At 33.0% G+C, this 19,891-nt stretch carries 24 protein-coding genes; 14 read left to right on the top strand and 10 right to left on the bottom strand.

Translation table 11 applies throughout. The annotated features are described in order from the left end of the window. Window positions 1-17: 17 nt before the first annotated feature. Genes ACWG0P_RS13690 through ACWG0P_RS13675 form a run of 4 tightly spaced genes read right to left on the bottom strand, consistent with a single transcriptional unit; the run spans window position 18 to window position 2,633 of the window. Window positions 18-848, bottom strand: coding sequence for a PTS system mannose/fructose/sorbose family transporter subunit IID (locus tag ACWG0P_RS13690; RefSeq protein WP_455789614.1), 831 nt, complete (start codon window positions 846-848; stop codon window positions 18-20). Then, window positions 849-1,688 (bottom strand): PTS mannose/fructose/sorbose/N-acetylgalactosamine transporter subunit IIC, encoded by an 840-nt coding sequence (locus tag ACWG0P_RS13685; protein WP_455802197.1) that lies wholly within the window; start codon window positions 1,686-1,688, stop codon window positions 849-851. It abuts the gene before it with no gap. A 20-nt stretch (window positions 1,689-1,708) separates the two neighbouring features. Beyond that, window positions 1,709-2,200 carry a PTS system mannose/fructose/N-acetylgalactosamine-transporter subunit IIB gene (locus tag ACWG0P_RS13680; RefSeq protein WP_455802196.1) on the bottom strand — a complete coding sequence of 164 codons (492 nt, stop codon included), beginning with the start codon at window positions 2,198-2,200 and terminating at the stop codon, window positions 1,709-1,711. A gap of 16 nt (window positions 2,201-2,216) precedes the next feature. Next, window positions 2,217-2,633: a PTS sugar transporter subunit IIA gene (locus ACWG0P_RS13675; RefSeq protein ID WP_455802195.1), complete on the bottom strand. Its 417-nt coding sequence runs from the start codon at window positions 2,631-2,633 to the stop codon at window positions 2,217-2,219. A 317-nt stretch (window positions 2,634-2,950) separates the two neighbouring features. On the opposite strand from ACWG0P_RS13675, the gene ACWG0P_RS13670 reads away from it, so the two are divergent. Further along, on the top strand, window positions 2,951-3,448 hold the full coding sequence (locus tag ACWG0P_RS13670; protein ID WP_455802194.1) for a flavin reductase: 498 nt from the start codon (window positions 2,951-2,953) through the stop codon (window positions 3,446-3,448). An 80-nt stretch (window positions 3,449-3,528) separates the two neighbouring features. Here the strand turns inward: ACWG0P_RS13670 and ACWG0P_RS13665 are convergent, their stop codons facing one another. The 3 genes from ACWG0P_RS13665 to ACWG0P_RS13655 form a co-directional block, all read right to left on the bottom strand. Beyond that, the gene (locus tag ACWG0P_RS13665; protein ID WP_455789620.1) at window positions 3,529-3,741 is read right to left on the bottom strand and encodes a hypothetical protein; all 213 of its coding nucleotides are present in this window, start codon (window positions 3,739-3,741) and stop codon (window positions 3,529-3,531) included. Between the two features lie 123 nt (window positions 3,742-3,864). After that, complete coding sequence (locus ACWG0P_RS13660) at window positions 3,865-4,911, bottom strand: lysylphosphatidylglycerol synthase transmembrane domain-containing protein (RefSeq protein WP_455802193.1); 1,047 nt, start codon at window positions 4,909-4,911, stop codon at window positions 3,865-3,867. Window positions 4,912-5,028: 117 nt separating this feature from the next. Further along, window positions 5,029-5,436 carry a hypothetical protein gene (locus ACWG0P_RS13655; protein WP_455802192.1) on the bottom strand — a complete coding sequence of 136 codons (408 nt, stop codon included), beginning with the start codon at window positions 5,434-5,436 and terminating at the stop codon, window positions 5,029-5,031. Between the two features lie 370 nt (window positions 5,437-5,806). Here ACWG0P_RS13655 and fumC point away from each other — a divergent pair, with 370 nt between their 5' ends. Further along, window positions 5,807-7,171: a class II fumarate hydratase gene (gene fumC, locus ACWG0P_RS13650; protein WP_455802191.1), complete on the top strand. Its 1,365-nt coding sequence runs from the start codon at window positions 5,807-5,809 to the stop codon at window positions 7,169-7,171. Window positions 7,172-7,199: 28 nt separating this feature from the next. On the opposite strand, the gene ACWG0P_RS13645 is transcribed toward fumC, so the two are convergent. After that, a complete protein-coding gene (locus ACWG0P_RS13645; RefSeq protein WP_455802190.1) occupies window positions 7,200-8,285 on the bottom strand; it encodes a MerR family transcriptional regulator in 1,086 nt (361 codons plus the stop codon). A 75-nt stretch (window positions 8,286-8,360) separates the two neighbouring features. Continuing rightward, window positions 8,361-9,020, bottom strand: a complete 660-nt coding sequence (locus ACWG0P_RS13640) for a cyclic nucleotide-binding domain-containing protein (protein ID WP_455802189.1) — start codon at window positions 9,018-9,020, stop codon at window positions 8,361-8,363. An 82-nt stretch (window positions 9,021-9,102) separates the two neighbouring features. Here ACWG0P_RS13640 and ACWG0P_RS13635 point away from each other — a divergent pair, with 82 nt between their 5' ends. Both ACWG0P_RS13635 and ACWG0P_RS13630 read left to right on the top strand, forming a co-directional pair. Beyond that, the gene (locus tag ACWG0P_RS13635; protein ID WP_455793207.1) at window positions 9,103-9,522 is read left to right on the top strand and encodes a DMT family transporter; all 420 of its coding nucleotides are present in this window, start codon (window positions 9,103-9,105) and stop codon (window positions 9,520-9,522) included. Beyond that, window positions 9,519-9,986 (top strand): DMT family transporter, encoded by a 468-nt coding sequence (locus ACWG0P_RS13630; RefSeq protein WP_455802188.1) that lies wholly within the window; start codon window positions 9,519-9,521, stop codon window positions 9,984-9,986. The genes ACWG0P_RS13635 and ACWG0P_RS13630 overlap by 4 nt, the downstream gene beginning before the upstream one ends. Window positions 9,987-10,000: 14 nt before the next feature. Here ACWG0P_RS13630 and ACWG0P_RS13625 read toward each other — a convergent pair whose 3' ends face one another. Next, window positions 10,001-11,170, bottom strand: a complete 1,170-nt coding sequence (locus ACWG0P_RS13625) for an NAD(P)-dependent malic enzyme (RefSeq protein WP_455802187.1) — start codon at window positions 11,168-11,170, stop codon at window positions 10,001-10,003. Between the two features lie 118 nt (window positions 11,171-11,288). On the opposite strand from ACWG0P_RS13625, the gene ACWG0P_RS13620 reads away from it, so the two are divergent. The 10 genes from ACWG0P_RS13620 to ACWG0P_RS13575 all read left to right on the top strand — a co-directional run bounded on the left by ACWG0P_RS13620 (window position 11,289) and on the right by ACWG0P_RS13575 (window position 19,714). Continuing rightward, on the top strand, window positions 11,289-12,170 hold the full coding sequence (locus tag ACWG0P_RS13620) for a metallophosphoesterase family protein (protein ID WP_455802186.1): 882 nt from the start codon (window positions 11,289-11,291) through the stop codon (window positions 12,168-12,170). Window positions 12,171-12,296: 126 nt separating this feature from the next. Continuing rightward, on the top strand, window positions 12,297-13,802 hold the full coding sequence (locus ACWG0P_RS13615) for an ATP-binding protein (protein ID WP_455802185.1): 1,506 nt from the start codon (window positions 12,297-12,299) through the stop codon (window positions 13,800-13,802). After that, the gene (locus ACWG0P_RS13610; protein WP_455802184.1) at window positions 13,799-14,482 is read left to right on the top strand and encodes a response regulator; all 684 of its coding nucleotides are present in this window, start codon (window positions 13,799-13,801) and stop codon (window positions 14,480-14,482) included. The genes ACWG0P_RS13615 and ACWG0P_RS13610 overlap by 4 nt, the downstream gene beginning before the upstream one ends. A gap of 314 nt (window positions 14,483-14,796) precedes the next feature. Further along, the gene (locus ACWG0P_RS13605; RefSeq protein ID WP_455802183.1) at window positions 14,797-15,033 is read left to right on the top strand and encodes a hypothetical protein; all 237 of its coding nucleotides are present in this window, start codon (window positions 14,797-14,799) and stop codon (window positions 15,031-15,033) included. A 96-nt stretch (window positions 15,034-15,129) separates the two neighbouring features. After that, window positions 15,130-15,747, top strand: coding sequence for an ATP-binding cassette domain-containing protein (locus ACWG0P_RS13600; RefSeq protein WP_455802182.1), 618 nt, complete (start codon window positions 15,130-15,132; stop codon window positions 15,745-15,747). A gap of 143 nt (window positions 15,748-15,890) precedes the next feature. Then, the gene (locus ACWG0P_RS13595) at window positions 15,891-16,907 is read left to right on the top strand and encodes a hypothetical protein (RefSeq protein ID WP_455802181.1); all 1,017 of its coding nucleotides are present in this window, start codon (window positions 15,891-15,893) and stop codon (window positions 16,905-16,907) included. Between the two features lie 102 nt (window positions 16,908-17,009). Then, window positions 17,010-18,092, top strand: coding sequence for a hypothetical protein (locus ACWG0P_RS13590; protein WP_455802180.1), 1,083 nt, complete (start codon window positions 17,010-17,012; stop codon window positions 18,090-18,092). Between the two features lie 301 nt (window positions 18,093-18,393). Then, window positions 18,394-18,636 carry a hypothetical protein gene (locus ACWG0P_RS13585; protein WP_455802179.1) on the top strand — a complete coding sequence of 81 codons (243 nt, stop codon included), beginning with the start codon at window positions 18,394-18,396 and terminating at the stop codon, window positions 18,634-18,636. Window positions 18,637-18,722: 86 nt separating this feature from the next. Then, window positions 18,723-19,202 carry an ISL3 family transposase gene (locus ACWG0P_RS13580; protein ID WP_455802178.1) on the top strand — a complete coding sequence of 160 codons (480 nt, stop codon included), beginning with the start codon at window positions 18,723-18,725 and terminating at the stop codon, window positions 19,200-19,202. Window positions 19,203-19,216: 14 nt separating this feature from the next. Beyond that, a complete protein-coding gene (locus ACWG0P_RS13575; RefSeq protein ID WP_455802177.1) occupies window positions 19,217-19,714 on the top strand; it encodes a transposase in 498 nt (165 codons plus the stop codon). Window positions 19,715-19,891: the final 177 nt, after the last annotated feature.

Genomic DNA, 19,891 nt, shown 5'->3' with positions numbered 1-19,891 from the left:
AACAAAGACTCATCGTTTTAATATTGTAATTGTGGATCGAAGAATCCAAAGAAAACTCCTACAAAAGCAATCACAACTAACAATAACATAACCTTTAAAGGACTCACTTTTTTCTTCGCAATCAAGTACCAACAGAACAAAATGAAGATTGCTGTTAAGCCTTTTGGTAAGACTGCGTTGATTTGATCATTCAATACCAAATATGGTTCTTTTGTATCAGGATTTGTCATTTGAAATACTGTATTTACACTTACCCATGTTGCCGCAACTGCCCCAATCACCATACTTCCTAACATCATAACAGATTCACGTAAAGCTTTTGATTTTTCTCCTGTTAAAAATTCAACTGCTTTCCCTCCAAACTCATATCCCTTTAGATAAAGCATACGCATTCCAAAAGTAACCAATAGATTCCAAACGATGATATAGAAGATTGCTCCTACTGGTGAACCATCCGTAGATAGTCCTAACGCAATTCCTAGAATCAATGGAATTAGGACACCAACAACCAAGGAATCACCAATACCTGCAATAGGCCCCATTAACCCAGCACGTAAACCATTGATGGTTTCTCCATCTACATTTTCCCCATTTGCTTTCGCTTCTTCTAACCCAACGCTAACTCCAACAATAACACTTCCTAATTGTGGCTCTGTATTAAAGAATGCTGTATACGTTTGTAATGCTTCAATTTGTTCTTCTTTTGTATCGTATAATTCTTCAACGATAGGTAACATTGCACATAGATATCCAAATGTTTGCATATGTTCTTGTGAAAAACATGTAAGATGCCCATAGTACCAATTACGAAATGATTTATTTAAGGTTTTCTTTGATAGCTTTTTCATTTAAATATCCTCCTCTTCATCTTCATCAACACTCACGTTACTGCTCTTTGCTATCTGCGTGATTTTTATTTGGTAATTCATATAGGCAAATAAAGATGCGATAATAGTAGATACTACAAGATTAATTCCTAAAGAAGCTGCTAACGCAAATCCTACAAAGAAAGGAATGAAGTCTGTTCCCTTTAAGATGATTTGTTTCAATAAAATCGCAATTCCAACACATGGTAATAAAGATCCAACGGTAAAGATTGTTTTCATAGCTAATCCATCCATTGGTAATACCTCTTTAATGGTATCAACCATACCAGCTCCTGCCAAACAAATAACAAATGTTGGTATGAAAGAACATACGATATGAGAAATCCAAGGTAAACCCATGTTTACTACATACAGTTTTTTGAAATCCCCTTTATCTACCGCTTTCCAACCGATATGTTGCCAAATTAAGTTCATAGTTGCTGTTCCATAGAATAACACTGTTCCAAGTGTTCCTACCATTGCACCAAAACTCGTTGCTAATCCATTTCCATCTGCACTTGCAGCATCCAATCCATAAGAGTTTAAAGCCAACATAGCAAGTGGAATTCCAATATAACTAACTGCTCTGACATCAGCAGAAACTGTTCCTCCAGGTGTTACAAGGGCAATATATAATAATTGCATCGCAGCCCCAACAAGAATCCCAGTACGAACATCACCCAAGATGATTCCACATACAAGTCCTCCAATCAAAGGTCTTCCTAACGTATAGTTACCAATAGCGCTCCCGCCCATTCCAGGCATGCTCGCCAAACAAGCAAATAAGCCTAATAAGAAAGCTTGAAATACATTAATTGTCATATCATTTCTCTCCTTTTCAATTAATAGCCAAACTGGCCTTTAAATTTATTCCATTCTCCAATAGATACATCAGGCAACAAACGAAATTCTACCTTGTATCCTTGTTTTTCAATCTGTTCAAGAGCATCTGCTTCCTCTTGTGTAATAGATTGATTGTTTCCTAATTTGATAGCATTCGCACGATCATTACAAGGTCCAATTACCACTTTTTCGATATTGCATTGTAACCCTTGTTCTACTAAGATTTTCTCCATATCCAGTGGATTCTTTGTGATTAGAAAATATCGATCATTTGAATCTAATACTTTTTGACATTTATTTCTCCAATCCTCCATCGTCCAAATAAAGGTCTTCTTAGAACTCGCTCCTTTATAGGCAGCCTTTAATACGCTGTTGTTGGCGGCTGCGTCATTGACCGCTATGATCCCATCACAAGGGTATTCTAATGCCCATCTTGTACAGGTTTGTCCATGAATCATTCGATCGTCTACTCTAATAAATGAAATTGACATATGACATTCCTCCTCTCTATATGTCCTCTTCTTCTTCGTTTGTTAAAATCATTTCTTTCATGGCTTCTTTTCCTTCTTTAAGTGCCATTTCTTTTGCTTGTGTGAAATCTTCTTTCATAAGGATTGCATTTAACGCCATTGCTAAGTTCATCCCACCAAGCACAACCGCGTTCTGTAATAATCCCTTTTGTTCCAAACAATCCAACATGGTTGTTAGTGGAGATCCTCCAATCAAATCGCCCAACACCAACACTTCATCCTTTGTGTTCATTGCTTCTAATAAGTTTCCCATTCGTTTCGCAAGTGAATCCACGTCTTCTCCCACATGCAACCCAATCGCTAAAACATCATCTCGTTCTCCTAAAAACATAATCAATGTCTCTTTTAAACCTTCCGCAAATTGTCCATGAGATACTAGTACGACATACTTCATACAACTCCTCCAATCTTGTTCTTCTGAATGCGATTACATTATAGCTATTTGATAAATTAAAAAATACTGAACATTGTCAGTACTTTTCATTTACATTTGTTAATCAAAAAATGACAAATGTTAGTTTTCTAATTATTTCCACCTCAAATAAATACACTTTGTTCTATTTCAAAAAAGATTTTACTATGCTATAAGTAGGTGCTCTTACTTAATCAGTACCTTCTTTATAATGTCTTCGTAAAGATAGATACGTAGTTTACTTGCCTTTTAAAATTAGGTGCTCTATAATTAGAAAAACAGAAGAAAGGATAAAACATATGAAAGAAATAAGACCAGAAGAATTACATGGTGATGTATTCACTATGATAGGAAAAGAATGGATGTTAATAACGGCTGCACAAGGGGATCAAGTGAATACCATGACGGCGTCATGGGGTGGTTTAGGCATCCTTTGGAATAAACATGTTGCCTATATCTTTATACGTCCACAACGCTACACAAAAGAATTTATTGATCAAGGAGACACTTTATCTCTTGCCTTCTTTGATGAAAGTGAAAGAAAAATGCTTTCTTATATGGGAAGTGTTAGTGGAAAAGAGGAAGATAAAATAACAAAATCAAATCTTCATGTCGCATATGAAAACAACACCCCTTACTTTGAAGAGGCAAATACGGTATTACTATGTCGTAAACTATATGCACAAGAATTAAAAGAAGATTGTTTTATTGATAAAGATTTATTACCACAAAATTATCCATTAAAAGATTATCATACGATGTATGTAGTAGAAATCGAAAAGGTACTCACAAAATAATATCAAAAGAGGACAGCCCCCGTCCTCTTTTTTCTATTTTGAAAAGAAGAAAAAACAATGAACCAATGTACTACAAACGACTAGTCACAATCCCTTTGACATCTGTGCACACAATTACGATATTGACAAGCACAACGGTGTTCGCAACATCTCATTTCGCGATTTTCTTCTCGAACGAAACGTTCTGCAGCACAAGCCAATTGACGCACGTTTTGATTGTCCCACATATTGCATCTAGAACATCCTCTTGACTCTTCATACAACATAGATTGACATCCACAACGATTACACATAGAAATCCCCCCTTTTTTTCTTGGTGATGTTTCCATCACACTCTAGAATATGTCGAAAAAAAAGGCGGATTAAGGTCATCCGTCTTCATTTCTCCATAATCATTATAGGGAAGTACACAGCTTCTATACGTTTGTACTACTAGTACCCTCTATTTGCTTCTTTCTAGATTTCACTACTAAAAATGTAATGCCTCCAATCATGATATGAATATAATACGTGGCCATACGCCAAAGAATCATAATACTACTTGCGTACACTCTTTGAAATACAAAACCAAAGATAATGATAAATACACTTTCTGTCCATCCTGTATCTCCTGGTAAAGGAGTAAGCGCATTCAACATATGAATACAACAAGACAATAAGAGAACTAATATAAAGTCTCCCATATCCAAAGGAATACCCAATCCAATGCCTACAAAGAATGGAATACTATAATAAATGACTTGTCGAAATATATTAATTAAGATTCCTTTGATTAATAATTTCTTATCTTTCTTTAAACTCTTCACTTCATCCGCAAAATAATGTACTTGATAATTCCATTTCTCTAAAGTCGCATTCTTATTCTTCACAATATGCATACGGTGTAACAGATTCACAAAGATACTACTAATCTTCGCATACAAAGCAGGAAAATGAGACATCGTCCATAATATGACAATCACGGATGCATCAATGATCAAACCCAAATACACCAACCAAATCCATTGTGGAAACATTTCAAAACAAAATGGCATAAACACCAACAACAAGACAAGCGCAAATAAAACTACAACACTTTGATAAACAAAAAAATCTTTCCACAAAATACTTGCGATATCGCGATAACTCACATGTTTCTTATGAAACACATAGGCTTGTGCGACTTGTCCTCCACCCAGTGGTGTTACCCCATTAAAAAACGCTGCACAATACGCATTTTCCAATCCATCCAAAAAGGTCAAATCATGCTTATACTTCTTCCCAATGGTATAGAGCATATACCCTTGTAATGCATAATATAAAACACCCATTGCTAGTACAATAATCAACCAGAAAATAGACACATGACGTACATTAATTAGTACTTCTTTCATATCATCTTTTAATGCGAACCAAAACGCAAAAACAATCAGAACACTTAACAATATAAATTGAAAGATATTTTTACTCATTGTATTTTTCATAAACATCCCTCATCCTCTACTATATGCATAATATTTTCTTTATTATACTCTATCCAAGCGAAAACATTTATAAACAATTCATAAATAAAGAAAAAGACATCTTACGATATCTTAATTTCATACACTACCCATTAACAAAAATATACAAAACCCTATGATTCCTACAATGATAATTCCGATGATTTTCATCAACACATCGTTTTGCATATTGACTTGTTGATAAGAACGACTGGAAGAAGATGTTTTAGAATTGGATTTCCTATTCTTAAATGCGTGCATGGAAACATTTTGAGAAACACTATCCAAATCCTCTTGTGTTTCTTTTGGATTGTTTTCATAAATATGAGTATTTACTTTATGTGTACTTTGAATATGATCAAAGGATGCGATATCATCCGCAACCAAGTCTAAATCCTTTTCTTTGTAACGTTCCTCTATTGGTTTTGTAAGACGTTCACAAATATCGCAGTGCATATCATTAGTCTTGGATCCACATTGTGGACAGTACCGTGCTTTATGTTCCATTTTAACCCCTCTTTTTCTATCTCTATTATACGCTACATTTCCAATAAAAGGGTATAAAAAGAACCTGTTTCGTAAACAGGCTCTTTATTATGGTCTTGTGTTCACCTTTTTTCGTGCTAACATACAAACAAAAGGTACGCTTAATGCCGCAAGAACGATGAGTGTCTTTTTCATGACGATACCTCCTTTATGATTACAGTATACAGGAATATAAAATGAAAGTCCTATGAAGTTTATTACATCTTTCTTACGGTTTTGTCATATACTTTTGTTTCCTAATGTGAAACAAAAGATTATTGAGCTATCCCTTTTTTTTCAAAGGGAATTTTGTTAAAATGAAAGATAGATAGAATGCGTAAAGGAGAACACGATGAAGACAAGAATAGAACATGACTCAATGGGTGAAATCGCCGTAGAGGAAGATAGATACTGGGGTGCCCAAACCCAACGTAGTTTTGATAATTTTAAGATTGGTATTGAAAAGATGCCGTTGCAAATCATTTATGCATTTGCACATCTAAAAATGGCTTGTGCGAAAGTAAATTTTGAACTTGGTAAATTAGAAGAAGAAAAATGTGAGATGATTGTTAAGGTTTGTGGGGAAATATTAACTGGTAAATTAGATGATCATTTTCCTTTATCTGTATGGCAGACTGGAAGTGGTACACAAAGCAATATGAATGTGAACGAAGTAATTGCGAATCGTGGAAACATACTTGCAGGAAAAAAACTATTACATCCTAATGATGATGTAAACAAAAGTCAAAGTTCAAATGATACCTTCCCTACGGCTATGCATATCGCTGCAATACAAGCTCTTCGCAAAGAATTGTTGCCAACGCTAGAAGATATGATACAAACACTAAAACGCTTAGAGAAAGATCATGCACATATTATTAAGATTGGACGTACCCATCTACAAGATGCGACACCATTGCGCTTTTCTCAGGAAATAAGTGGTTGGCGAGGAATGCTAGAAAACAATATCGATATGATTCAAAAAAGCATCGATTCTTTATCCAAGCTTGCCATTGGTGGAACAGCAGTTGGTACTGGCATCAATACTCCTGAACAATTTGGAGAAAAAGTAAGTGCCATCTTAAGTGAACAATTGTCTACATATTTTATATCTGATCCTAATAAATTTCATGCTTTATCATCAAAAGATGATATATGTTTCGCACATGGTGCATTAAAAGCACTTGCGGCAAACGCTATGAAAATGGCGAATGATATTCGTTGGTTAGCAAGCGGTCCAAGATGTGGATTGGGTGAAATTAAAATCCCAGAAAATGAACCAGGAAGTTCCATTATGCCTGGAAAGGTAAATCCTACACAATGTGAGTCCTTAACCATGGTTGCTACACAAGTTATGGGAAATGATGCGACGATTGGATTTGCCGCAAGCCAAGGTAACTTTGAACTCAATGTCTTCATGCCAGTTATTATTTATAACTTTCTTCAATCCGTTTCCTTGTTAAGCGATGGCTTAACCTCCATTCGTGTACACTGCATAGAAGGATTACAGGCAGATGAAGAAAAGATGAACTACAATCTACACAATTCCTTAATGTTAGTTACTGCATTAAACCCTTATATTGGATATGAGAATGCTGCTGCATGCGCAAAGAAAGCACACAAAGAAAATATCTCTTTAAAAGAAGCTTGTATCTCTTTAGGACTACTTACTTCTGATGAATTTGATTCTTATATCGTACCAGAAAAGATGGTATAAAAACGTTAGAGCACATTCGCTCTAACGTTTATTTTATACTTCCAAATACTCTAAGATGTTCTTTTCTACGATATACTTCATTTAAAAAATCATAAAATTCTTGATCCGATTGATCCATGTGTTCTAAAATTTTGAATGGATCACGAATGGTTTTCGCATGTTCCTTTAAGATTTCTGCAGTTAAGCGTACCTTTTCTTGACTAACACCCACCATCCCTGTATGGATATGAATCACTTCATCAAATCTTGTGATGACATAAAAATCAATTTGATATACATTGGCACCATTGACTGGTGTCTTCGCAACCACATGAAACCACACCTTAAATACATCAATATCTTCATATGGCAAAAAGCTCATTGCTTCTTCAATCTTCCCTTTACGTATTTGACTTACCATTTTAGGATATCCTTTTTTATCTTGTTTCTTCACATAGTAAATTCCCTTTTCTCTAAATTCATACAATTCCCTAGGAAGGAAAATAGATACATTGAAATAAAAGAACCCAATCACCGCAACAATGATTGTTGTCACTACAATGACAACTAATGGAAAGGTTTCACTTGCCTCTTTGTTCTGCGAGAGATCCATAAGATTTAACGTTAACACCACAAAGAAGCCTACAAGGATCCAGCAAATTGGAAACATACAACACGCTATAAAAAACAATCGCTTTTTACTGTATTGCGTTTTATTCCAAGAGGATATAAGATCCCCTGCTTTATCTAACGGTATGTGTTCACGTTTATGAACAATGATATCTTCATAATGATCCATCGTATAAGAGGTTAGTGGAATCTTACTCTTTTGAATATCTTCACAAAGTTTCTCTTTCATTTGCATTTCATGATGGAGCGATTGCAATTCCTTTGCTTGATGTTCCATAAGTTCTTCTAATGTTATCTCATGTTCATAGTATCTACGAATCTCTTCCATAGTAATACCCAAACTACGAAATAGCTTTATCTCTTTTAAGCGTTTTATATTTTCATTTGTGAACTCACGATATTTATTCTCTGGATCTCTTTCTATTTTAATGAGACCCATTTCTTCATAAAATCGAATATTGTGTGCACTGAGTCCTATGCTACTTTCAACTTCTTTGATTTTCATATACATTCCCTCTGCTTTCACTCTCAGTAAACACCTTAAGGGTACTTGAAGGTCAAGCTCTTTTACAAATATTTCTTAAAAAACATAAATATCGCTTCCCAATTCTCTTAAATCTTGTTCTTTTACAACTTGATAAACTCCCTTTTTCTTCTTTTCTATATATCCTTCCTTAATAAACTTGCACAACACCCTTTGCAGTTGACGATAGCTACAACCTATCATATCTGCGGCATCTTGCTGATTATCATAAAAATATCCTTGGTTCATACTTGCACAAATATATGCTGCTAAACGATTTTCAACAGGATAAGTCAACGATACAGATTTGTTATGATTGCTACGAATTAATTTCTGACTCAACTGAGAAGCTAACATATACATAAAATTCGCATCCTTTAACATACTCTCTTTATGTTGTATAGGTAATATGAGGCAATCCATATCACATAACGCTATAACATCGTTGATGATTCGATGTTGTTGAAAGAATTCCACATCTCCAATCACCATAAAAGGGTTCAAAAAAGAATGCAACGTACTTTCTCCATTATGCGTTATATATAATGTTTTTGCTCTCCCATTCACGATAAACACAATTTCCTTCAAAAGAGAACCTGCATTCATCAAGTAATCCCCTTTTTGATAATGCCTTAGTTTTAAATGTTGCATCAGTTCTTTTCCCATATGATTTTGTATATCATACATTTGCAAATACTCTGATAATGTCTTTTTCATATTCATCACCTGTATACATTATGACATATGTCATATTCATTATACAATCCTTACGTTATACTTTCTTCAAAGAGGTGAGTACATGGAACTGATATTAGCAATGTTAAGTGGTATTATATGCACCATTATGTTGGCATGGAATGGTCAATTATCCACTGCCATAGGAATTTATCTTTCGACTTTTGTTATACATATTTTAGGATTACTTACCATTTGGTTGTATTGTAAATGGAAACATCTTCGCATTCCATTTCATAATCATTTGCCTTGGTTTTTCTATATGGGTGGTGTGATTGGTGTATTGACGGTATTCTTTAATGTATACACGATTGAAGCTATAGGCGCTTCTTTGGTAAGTGCTTTAGGACTTTTAGGACAGTTATGTGCATCTCTTGTGCTAGAACAAAAAGGTTGGCTAGGTAGTGTTCAAAGCAATATTACAAAAAGCAAACTAGTATCCCTTGGAATTATCGTTATTGGAATTGGGGTGATGTTGTTATGACGTTATGTTTTCAAGTTCTATGTGCCTTTACGGCCGGTATCACCGTTGTCGCTGCACGAAGTATCAACGCCTATTTAGCGAAACATGTAGGTGCGAGCCAAAGTAGTTTCTTTAATTACTTAACAGGTCTTATTACAAGTTTTATCTTATTGTTAATCCTATCGTTTCCTACACTACAAAGTTTATCAAAACTCACACAGTTACCAAACTATTGGATGTTATTGGGTGGTGTCATTGGTGTCGTAAATATTATGATTTTAAATATTGTCGTAAATAAAGTTGCTCCCATTCAGTTAACCCTTGTCATCTTTATTGCACAATTAGGAAGTGGTATGTTATTGGATTTATTTTTATATCAAATCTTTTCATTCCAAAAATTGGTTGGTTGTATCATTGTATTGTTGGGATTGTTACATTATCAATATGCCATGAAAAAATCAGAATTACAAAAAAAAGGCAAATAGCCTTTTTTAAATACTTATATTCTAGCAACTCCACTATCCTTTGCGGCTTTCGCTACTGCTTTCGCCACTCCATCCGCAACACTCTTATCAAGTGCACTAGGAATGATATAATCTGGACTAACCTTATCCCCTACCATATCCGCAATTGCATACGCTGCGGCTATTTTCATTTCTTCGTTAATATCACTTGCACGGACACTCAATGCTCCTTTAAAAATTCCTGGGAAAGCAAGCACATTATTGATTTGATTCGCAAAATCACTACGTCCTGTTCCTACGATATAAGCACCCGCTTTTTTTGCTAAATCAGGCATAATTTCTGGTGTTGGATTTGCCATTGGTAATACGATAGATTTGGCATTCATACTCGCAACCATTTCTTCACTCACAATACCAGGTGCAGATACACCGATAAACACATCGCTTCCCTTCATCGCATCCGCAAGACTTCCTTGTAAACCATCTTTATTGGTAATCTCTGCGATTTCTTGTTTTTCGTTGTTTAATCCTGCTCTACCTTTGTATACAATTCCTTTACTATCACAAAGAATAACATCACCAAATCCCATAGTAAGTAATAATTTCGCAATGGCAATACCCGCAGATCCTGCACCATTGATTACCATCTTCAAAGAACCCATTGTTCTTCCTGTTAATTTTACTGCGTTGCATAAAGCCGCAGCTGTTACAATAGCTGTACCATGTTGATCATCATGGAATACAGGAATATCACAGATTTCCTTTAAACGTGTTTCAATCTCAAAACAGCGAGGAGCAGAAATATCTTCTAGGTTAATTCCACCAAAACTTCCTGCTAATAAAGAAATCGTACGAATAATCTCTTCTGTATCTTTGCTACGTATACAAAGTGGAATCGCATCCACATCACCAAACTCTTTAAATAAAACACATTTTCCTTCCATAACAGGCATTCCTGCTTCAGGACCAATATCTCCTAACCCAAGAACTGCAGTTCCATCTGTTATTACAGCAACTAAATTACCTCTACCTGTTAATTCATAGCTTTTGTTTACATCTTTTTGTATTTCTAGACAAGGAGCAGCTACTCCTGGAGTATATGCCACACTTAAGTCATCTCTTGTATTAATCGCTACTTTTGAGTGAATATCTAGTTTTCCCTTCCACTCTGCGTGCATACGCATTGCTTCTTTTGCATAATCCATGAATGAATCCTCTCTTTCTATTTGTATTAATAGTAACACAATAAAAAAAAGATAGAAATAAGAAAACTACATAGCTATTAGGAAATTGGTTCATACTATTGAAAAAGGAGTTGGCTATATGAAAGAGTTGTCACTACGCTATGAACATCGTATGCAAAATGAACCATGTCTGCTTACTTTTGAAGTATTCGCAGATCTTCATGTCCTCTTACCAAAACGCAATAGAAAATTAGAGAATGCACTTGATGATATATGGGAACGTAAAGTAAAAGATGTAATTATATTAGGGGATTTAAGTGCACAGGGTTTTATGTTTCAATTAGAACAATGTCTTAAACAATGTAAGGAATATCCCATTCGCTATATGATTGCCTTAGGAAATCATGACATTTATTCTATGAAAGAAAAAGCACAAGTGCATATACACCCTCTTTATAAAGAACTTGTTCTCTTACATCATTCTACCTTGTATTATGAAGAACAAAGAGAAGGGTTTTCCTTTTATGTATTGAACAGTGAAAAACCTGATAAAAATCATGCCTATTATAGTCCCCAACAACTCCTTTGGTTAAAGGAACACCTAGAGAAAGCCGATCCTCATAAACCTGTCTTTATATGTTGTCATCATCCTTTGATGCATACTCATCCAAATATGAACACTCCAGAAAACACAATGGGTTTTCAAAGTCATGAACTTACAAGGATCGTAAATATACATCCCCTTGTAATCTTTTTAAGCGCTCATATCCATAATAGTTACGAGATATGTACTATCTATTGCGATCATAAGCTATTCGAAATCAATGTGCCTTCTTTTACGAATACACAATATGGAGAAAAAAAGGAAGAGGTCGGCTATCAATTACAACTATTTCATGATTTCCTTTACATTCGAACAAGGGATTACCATACCCATGAATGGATTTTATCTCATGAATATATATTAGATTTTAAAAGTCATCAATGCATTCCTTATACCCAAGAAGCCCATAATGCATAAATTTCATCATAAAACGATTTGATTTTGTTTATTTCTACAAAATCTTCACACGTTCTTAACACCAGAACCATCTTTTTATATACTAATCCCAACAAGAAACTGATATAATTATGAAAAGGTGATGAGATGAAACATAACTTCCTAAAAGATTTACTTTTTACACTTGTAATACTCGTTATTTGTACGATTGTATCCAATCTTATGATTCATATGAATATTCGTATTGAGAATGTTGTTATGATTTATCTTATAGGGGTACTTTTCATAATGATTCAATCCAAAAATTTTATTTGGGGGATCACTGCTGGAACCTTAAGCATCATTGCATTTAACTACTTTTTCACACAACCTACATTTTCCTTTCAAATCTATGATCAAAACTATATTGTGACCATTATTATTTTCTTATTCGTATCTTGTTTTACAGCGGTACTTATCAATCAGTTACAAAAGCATGTACGAATTGCGAAACAACAAGAATACCAAACAAAAGCTCTCTATGAAGTGAGTAGAGGGTATTTTCAATTGACCGGTATACATAACATTATTGATAAAAGTTTAAAAGCTCTTTATGATTACCAACAAATCATAAGTGTTGTGTATTACTTTAATCGAAAGAAGAGAAAACTCATTCGCTTTGAAAATGATTCCAATGTACAAGAGAGAAAAGATAGTGAAGAAGCACTCGCCAAATGGTGTTTTGATAATCGATGTGAGTGTGGACATGGCACAAGCTTTTATGAACAAAAGAGATGGACATATCGTCCATTGATTCATAAAGATGAAATCATTGGGGTATACGCTACCCTATATACTTCTGAATTGACTACAGAACAAGAAATGTTTATTACGACTATGACGTCTCAAATGGTAATTGCGATTGAACGTGAGCGTTTATTTGAAGAACAAGAAGAAACAAAAATTGAAATAGAAAAAGAAAAACTTCGCAATAGTTTACTTCGTAGTATTTCTCATGATTTACGTACGCCATTAACAGGTATTGCAGGTTCTGCATCTCTCATCGTGGATAACTATGATACTCTTGAGAAAGAATCTATTTATTCCCTTGTGAAAAATATTAGTAGTGATGCGATATGGCTCGAGCAACTTGTAGAAAATCTATTAAATATGACGCGAATACAAGATGGAAAACTTATCTTGAAACGACAAAAAGAAGTCGTGGATGATGTTATTTGTGAAGCTGTACAAGTATGTGAATCAAGAAGAGGTGCACATATCATTGAAATGAAGCTTCCTGAACAAGTAACGCTCGTTGAGATGGATGGAAAACTCATTGTACAAGTACTCATAAACTTTATAGACAATGCTATCAAACATACCGATGATGGTTCACGTATCGAAATACGTTGTTGTAGGAAACATAACCATGCAATTTTTGAAGTTATGGACGATGGTGAAGGAATTGATGAAAATATCAAAGATAAGTTATTTGAAAGCTTTGAGACAACCAAGCGAGAACGTTCAGATTCTCGAAGAGGTGTTGGTCTAGGCTTATCCATTTGTAAATCTATTATTGAAGCACACCATGGAAGAATATTTGCACACAATCGTAAAGAAGGACACGGCGCAATCTTTGGCTTTATTTTACCACTAGAGGAGGAACAAGTATGAATGAAAAAATCTTATTGATCGAGGATGATAAAAATATTATTAAATTTTTAAGTCTTTCCCTTGAAACCAATCAATACAAACTCATTAACACAACCCATGGAATTGAAGGAATATCCCTATTTATGACCGATAATCCTGATTTGATTCTCTTGGATTTAGGATTACCTGATATTGATGGTATGGAAGTATTAAAACAAATACGAGCACAAAGTGAAGTGGCCATCATTGTGGTTAGTGCTAGAGGTCAAGAAAAAGAAAAAGTCGATGCCCTAGATGCAGGTGCTGATGATTATATTACCAAACCCTTTCATATCAATGAATTGTTGGCGAGAGTTCGCGTTGCATTACGAAAAAAATCCCCTTCCGTTGTGAAAGAAAAAACGTTTACTTGTGATGCTTTATTTATAGACTTTGAAAAATATAAAGTATGTGTAAATGAAAAAGAGATTCATTTAACTCCAATTGAGTTTAAGTTATTAACATTGCTTGTAGAAAATGCAGGAAAAGTATTAACTCACAGCTTCATTATAAAGAAAGTTTGGGGTTATAATAGCTGTGAAGATTCGCAATCTTTACGTGTCTTTATGGCAAATTTAAGAAGAAAAATAGAAGAAGATAGCTCTAGACCACATTATATATTAACAGAGGTTGGTGTAGGATATCGTTTCATAGAACGATAAAAAAAGCAGAAATTCTGCTTTTTTTCATCACATCAATAAATGAAAATCATACTCAATATCCTTTTTCTATAGAAAAATAATTTTCAACTATTCAAGCAACAAGGCTAAAAACCAAAACCTCGATAATGAATTCGTACCATTTTACATAACCATTACTTATATTGACTTTGAGGTCATATGTGATATACTGAAGTAGATAATTAGTGAGGGAATAATAAACTTTGTTTGTTTAAATTGTATCATGTTAAGGAGGGGTATCATGAAGAAAAAAAATAAAAAAATCATTTTTAATAATTGCATTTACCTTTGTAGCAATGATTGGATTAAGTACAAGTGTAGATGCAGCATATACATATAGAGTATTAAAATCATATAATTATGATTATAATACTCTTTTGGGTACGATTAGCAATGATTTTGGACATAAATATATTAATGTGGCTGATGATGCTAGACGTTATAAAACTACGGATAATGCAGTTTCAAATGGCTGGAATTATGTAAGAATGGAAGTTGTTCATTACTATAAAAATTACGACCTAAATTGGTAATTTTTTAATCTTAATATTTATTCTTAGCACTTATTATCTTAATCAGCTAGAGCTGTCGTTTATTCTAGCTGATTTTATATGAAAGCGGGTAATTATATGATTGAATTAAAAAATCTATCTATCGAAACTAGACATAAAATACTTACGGATGTTAACTTTATTTTTTTAGATAATAAAATTTATGGCATTGTCGCAGAGAATGGATCCGGAAAGACAACATTATTTCGCACACTTGTAAATCTGAGGAAAAGGAAAAACGGTATTGTCCTTTTTGATTTGCACTCTTCAGAAAAAATGATGAAGGATATTTTCTATTTTGAAAGTATTGAATGGTTAGATAAAAATTTAAATGGCCTCGATTATATGAAATTCGTCAAAAACATATGGAAGTCAAATAAAAAAATTGATGATGTAATAAAAGATTGGAGTATGGAGGATTATATTAAATTACCAATAAAAAAATATTCTTTAGGGATGAAACAAAGACTTGTTATAGGTCTATACATCATAAGCGATGCGAAATATCTTATTATGGATGAAATCACAAATGGTCTTGATGAAGATAATCGAAAACATTTTTTTCACCAAATTCTTGAGCTAAAAGAAGAAGGAAAAACAATATTGATTTCATCTCATTATAAAGATGAAATTGTACAGCATTGTGATTGTGTTTTACAAATACATAATACAAAGCTAGTTGAGGTGTCATCATGACTTATTTTTCTCTTCTTTTAAAAAAAATTAGAAAGAAGAAATTAATGTTTGTACCTATTGTTTTTGTGTCAATTTTCTTAGTTATACTATATATTGGGAATCTCAATACAGCATCTTTTTTGAAAAAAAATTTACAGTCTAGTATGGAAGAAATTGAATTGTTAAAGAAAGATATCATTGGATTTAATGAAGAAATTAAGAAATATGAACCAAGTAGTGAACGATATCAAAATATAAAATACAATATAGAAATCGCAGAACAAAGAGGAAAACTTCTTAAGCTAAGATTAGAAGCATATGAGAACGAAAATTGGAAAACATACTATGAGTCAGATTGCAAACTTACCGAAATCACCTTGAAAACAGTACTAGCCAATGAAGAAAACTATAGTAGCAATTTGCTTCGATCACTAAAAACCAATAAGAAATATGCACAATATAGAGCAAGCCACAATTTAACATATGATGAGCGTTTCGCTCCAACACAAGGAATCTCTTATATGATAAGGGTCTTAAATGACTATCTACCTTTGATACTAGTCTTCCTGTCGATTTTTATATCTTCAAATATGTATAGTTCTTGTTATGAAAATGATTTGAATATTCATAATGTAATACCAATCAATAGAATAAAAAAACAAAGAGATAAACTGTTAGTTGGTGTAATTTGTTGCATATTGATTTTCATGTTTTTGATTGCTATACCAATAGTTTGTGGAGTATTTGGTAATGAATTAGGAAACCTTCAATCCCCGTTATTAACGTATACACTAGAAGGTGAAAGTATTTACATATCTATAATAAGTGTATTACCACAAGTACTTTTAATAAGTCTACTTTCTATTTTCTTTATTGTGAATACTGTTTCCATCATTTCTTTGATTTTTAAACGGCAATTGACATGTTTAATTGTATCTCTAGCTGTTCTTTTAAGTTTAATGTGGATAACTACGACAATCGTTCCATTATACACTGTTATGCATTTTTCTCCAACAACGTACTTTTTTTCATTAAAAATTATAAGTGGAGAGCTTATGAATACCATACAAAATTCGAATGTAACTTTTGTAAATGGAGTCATCATTTTATGTGCTAGTAATTTCTTACTATTTACTATCCATTATATAAGTTCTAAGTTTGTTTTAGAGAAGGTGAAATAAATGTTTGAATATGCGAAATTTTTGAGTAAAAGAGTTCTATGTAGAACATCAAATATTACACTTGTTTTCTTGTCTGTTTTTGTAGTATTCATTTTTTTGATAATGAATATAAGTGCGCAAGGAGAATTAAGAAGTAAACTAGAAATTCAAATCAAAACAGACTTAGAAGTAGTGGAAATGTATTCAAATAAAATGTCAGAATTACCAAATGGAAGTGAAGAGTACTCATTCTATGAGTCGAATATCAAAATTGCAAAATCTAATACGAAAACATTTAAAAAAATCATTTCATATATAGATGAAAAAAATTGGCCGAAGTTTTATGAAGCATATAGCAAAGAGCTAAACTATCAAAAGCAGATGGAAGATAAGGCTTCAAGTATGATGAATAATGATGATACTAAGATATCATCTATAGGTGTAGGTTCTCAATTAGTTTATATAAGACATTTAAATGAAAATAACTTAATTTATGAAGAACGCGATTTCCCCATTTTTGGTTTAACGTTTATGACCTCGATGATGCAAATCATTCTACCTACTCTGATGACAATCTTATGTGTATATATTTTATCACAAGTATTTACACTTGATTATTCAAAAGGAGAAAATATCAGTATATTGCTTCCAATTGACAAGAAAAAAATAGTTCTGTCAAAACTTCTTGTAGGTATTGCTTTTTCTCTGCTTGTGTACTCCATAATTCTATGTTCCTCTTTCCTACTAGCTACATTACTAAGTGGCAATAGTGGATGGAATTATCCAATTGTCTTATTAGATAAAAATACAGATTCATGGATTATAATTACTGTCCTTAGTTTGATCAAAGATTGGTTTTTCCTAGGTGCTTTATTCTTTGTAAGCATAACTCTTTTTTCCTATTTACTATCCATTATTGTAAAAGAGGATGTATATTTATTTTTCTTAGTATCATGTATTATATTAGGATTGTCGTATATGCCAACAATAATTGATAGCATGAAATCAATCGCCCATGTACTACCAACTACATATATGAATTGCGTTAATGTTACATTGGGCAACCTCTCTACACAATACTCAAATACTGAAATCAATACATCTACTGGTACTCTAGTATTGACAATTTCTATTATAATTCAATCCATAATGTGTTTTCTTTACAATGTGGGAACTCGAATATACAATCTTAAGGAATCACAATAAACTATAGGTTATAGAAGTAAAAAAAGAATCTTTTAAAGTACAGCGGAATTAATCTCTCTCCTTCGAAAATAACGATATTTAGAAAATGTACTTTGAAAAACACCAAAAAAGCAGAAACTCTGCTTTTTTTATTTATAATGGCGCAATAAATTAGTGCGTGGGTGTGGCTACGCTATAAATTCTGTAGTTGCTATTTATTTTAGCCTTTAACATTTTGTGTGGCTACTATTTTCAAAAATAAAACCCTTCATGATATGATTTCTTTGCCGAGAAACATATACACGAAGGAGGGACTAATCCCATGTATGATTTTATCATAGATTTATTCAATATTGATAGTACTAAAATTGATTCCGTTTTTTCTCTGTCTTCTAATGATGTCACTGAATTTCACATCACTTTAGTAAAAGAAAATTTGCCTTGTCCTTATTGCCATGGCACTTCTCATGCAAATGGTTTATCCAGACCTAAAATCATTAATCATTCAAAACTTACAGATCGTAAAGCGATTAATGTCTTCAAAAATAATTGGTATAAATGTTAGAGTGTATTAAAACTTTTTCTGGCTCTAATTCTTTTTCTTTTTTCTAATTTCAAAAATTCTTATCTTTCTCTCAACAATATAATATTATGAAACAATTATCAAATCTAAACTATACTTATAAAATGGTAGCTGAAAATAACCATGTCTCTATTACTCAAGTTCAGCGCTATTTTGATAGCTTTGTTAATTTTCCTAGAATCACGCTTCCTGAGTCCATAGGCATAGATGAGCTTCATTCTAAGATGACGCATCGTTCCAATTCTGCATACTTGTGTGTTATGGTCGATAATACCCAACGTTCTCTTTTTGAAATACTCCCCTCCCGTTCTAAAGCGAAGCTTATACGCTACTTTGACAAAATACCTCAAGTGGAACTTAATCGTGTTAAATGCGTTACACTCGATATGTGGGAGCCTTATAAAGCAATTGCTCTACGTTACTTTAAAAATGCGATTATAGCTATCGATCCATTTCATGTTGTTGAGCACCTTATGAGTGCTTTTCTTGTATCCGACTCAATATACTATATCAAGTCGACTCTACAAGCAGTAGTTATTATCTTTTGAAATCATGGAAAGACTTGATTGAGAAAGATATCTTCCTAGATAATGAACCAGTTTATAATAAACACTTCAAAAAGAAACTTAATAAACGTGATTTACTTGACATGATATTAAATATCAGTGAAAATTTAACACTTGGTTACCGATTAAAAGAGATGTACCTTAAATTTAATAAAGAAGCTACAGAAAATGATTGTGAACAGTGGTTTGATTCTATTTTAAACGCATTTGTTCAGGCGAATCTTTCAGAATATTATGGATTTATAATTACCCTTAAGAACTGGAGAACTGAGATACTCAATTCTTTTAAAAGACCCATCGATGGAAGAAAACTGAGTAATGCATTATCAGAAAATATAAATGGACAGATACGAACATATTTATCTGTTTCAAATGGTGTGTCTAATTTTGTAAGATTTAGAAAACGATGTATTTTTTCTCTTAATCCAAAAGTGTTTTACTCGATAACAGACCAATTAAGGTCAGACAAAATAACTAAAAAACACAAAAAATAAAACAATTAAGAGGGTGTAAATATTTTTGTGTAAACTCAATCAATCCAATAGTTGGGGTTTGTCAATATAAATGTGTAATTTTTTTACAAATATTTTAGGAAGTGCTAAATCTTAATGATAAAGCTTTCCTTTTTCATTAAAGCATTATGAAAATATACTAGTAATTCATGTAGGGGT

The organism is Amedibacillus sp. YH-ame6, assembly GCF_053848845.1.
Note: the sequence above shows the minus strand (reverse complement) of the source record. Positions and strands in the feature narration are given on the sequence as shown.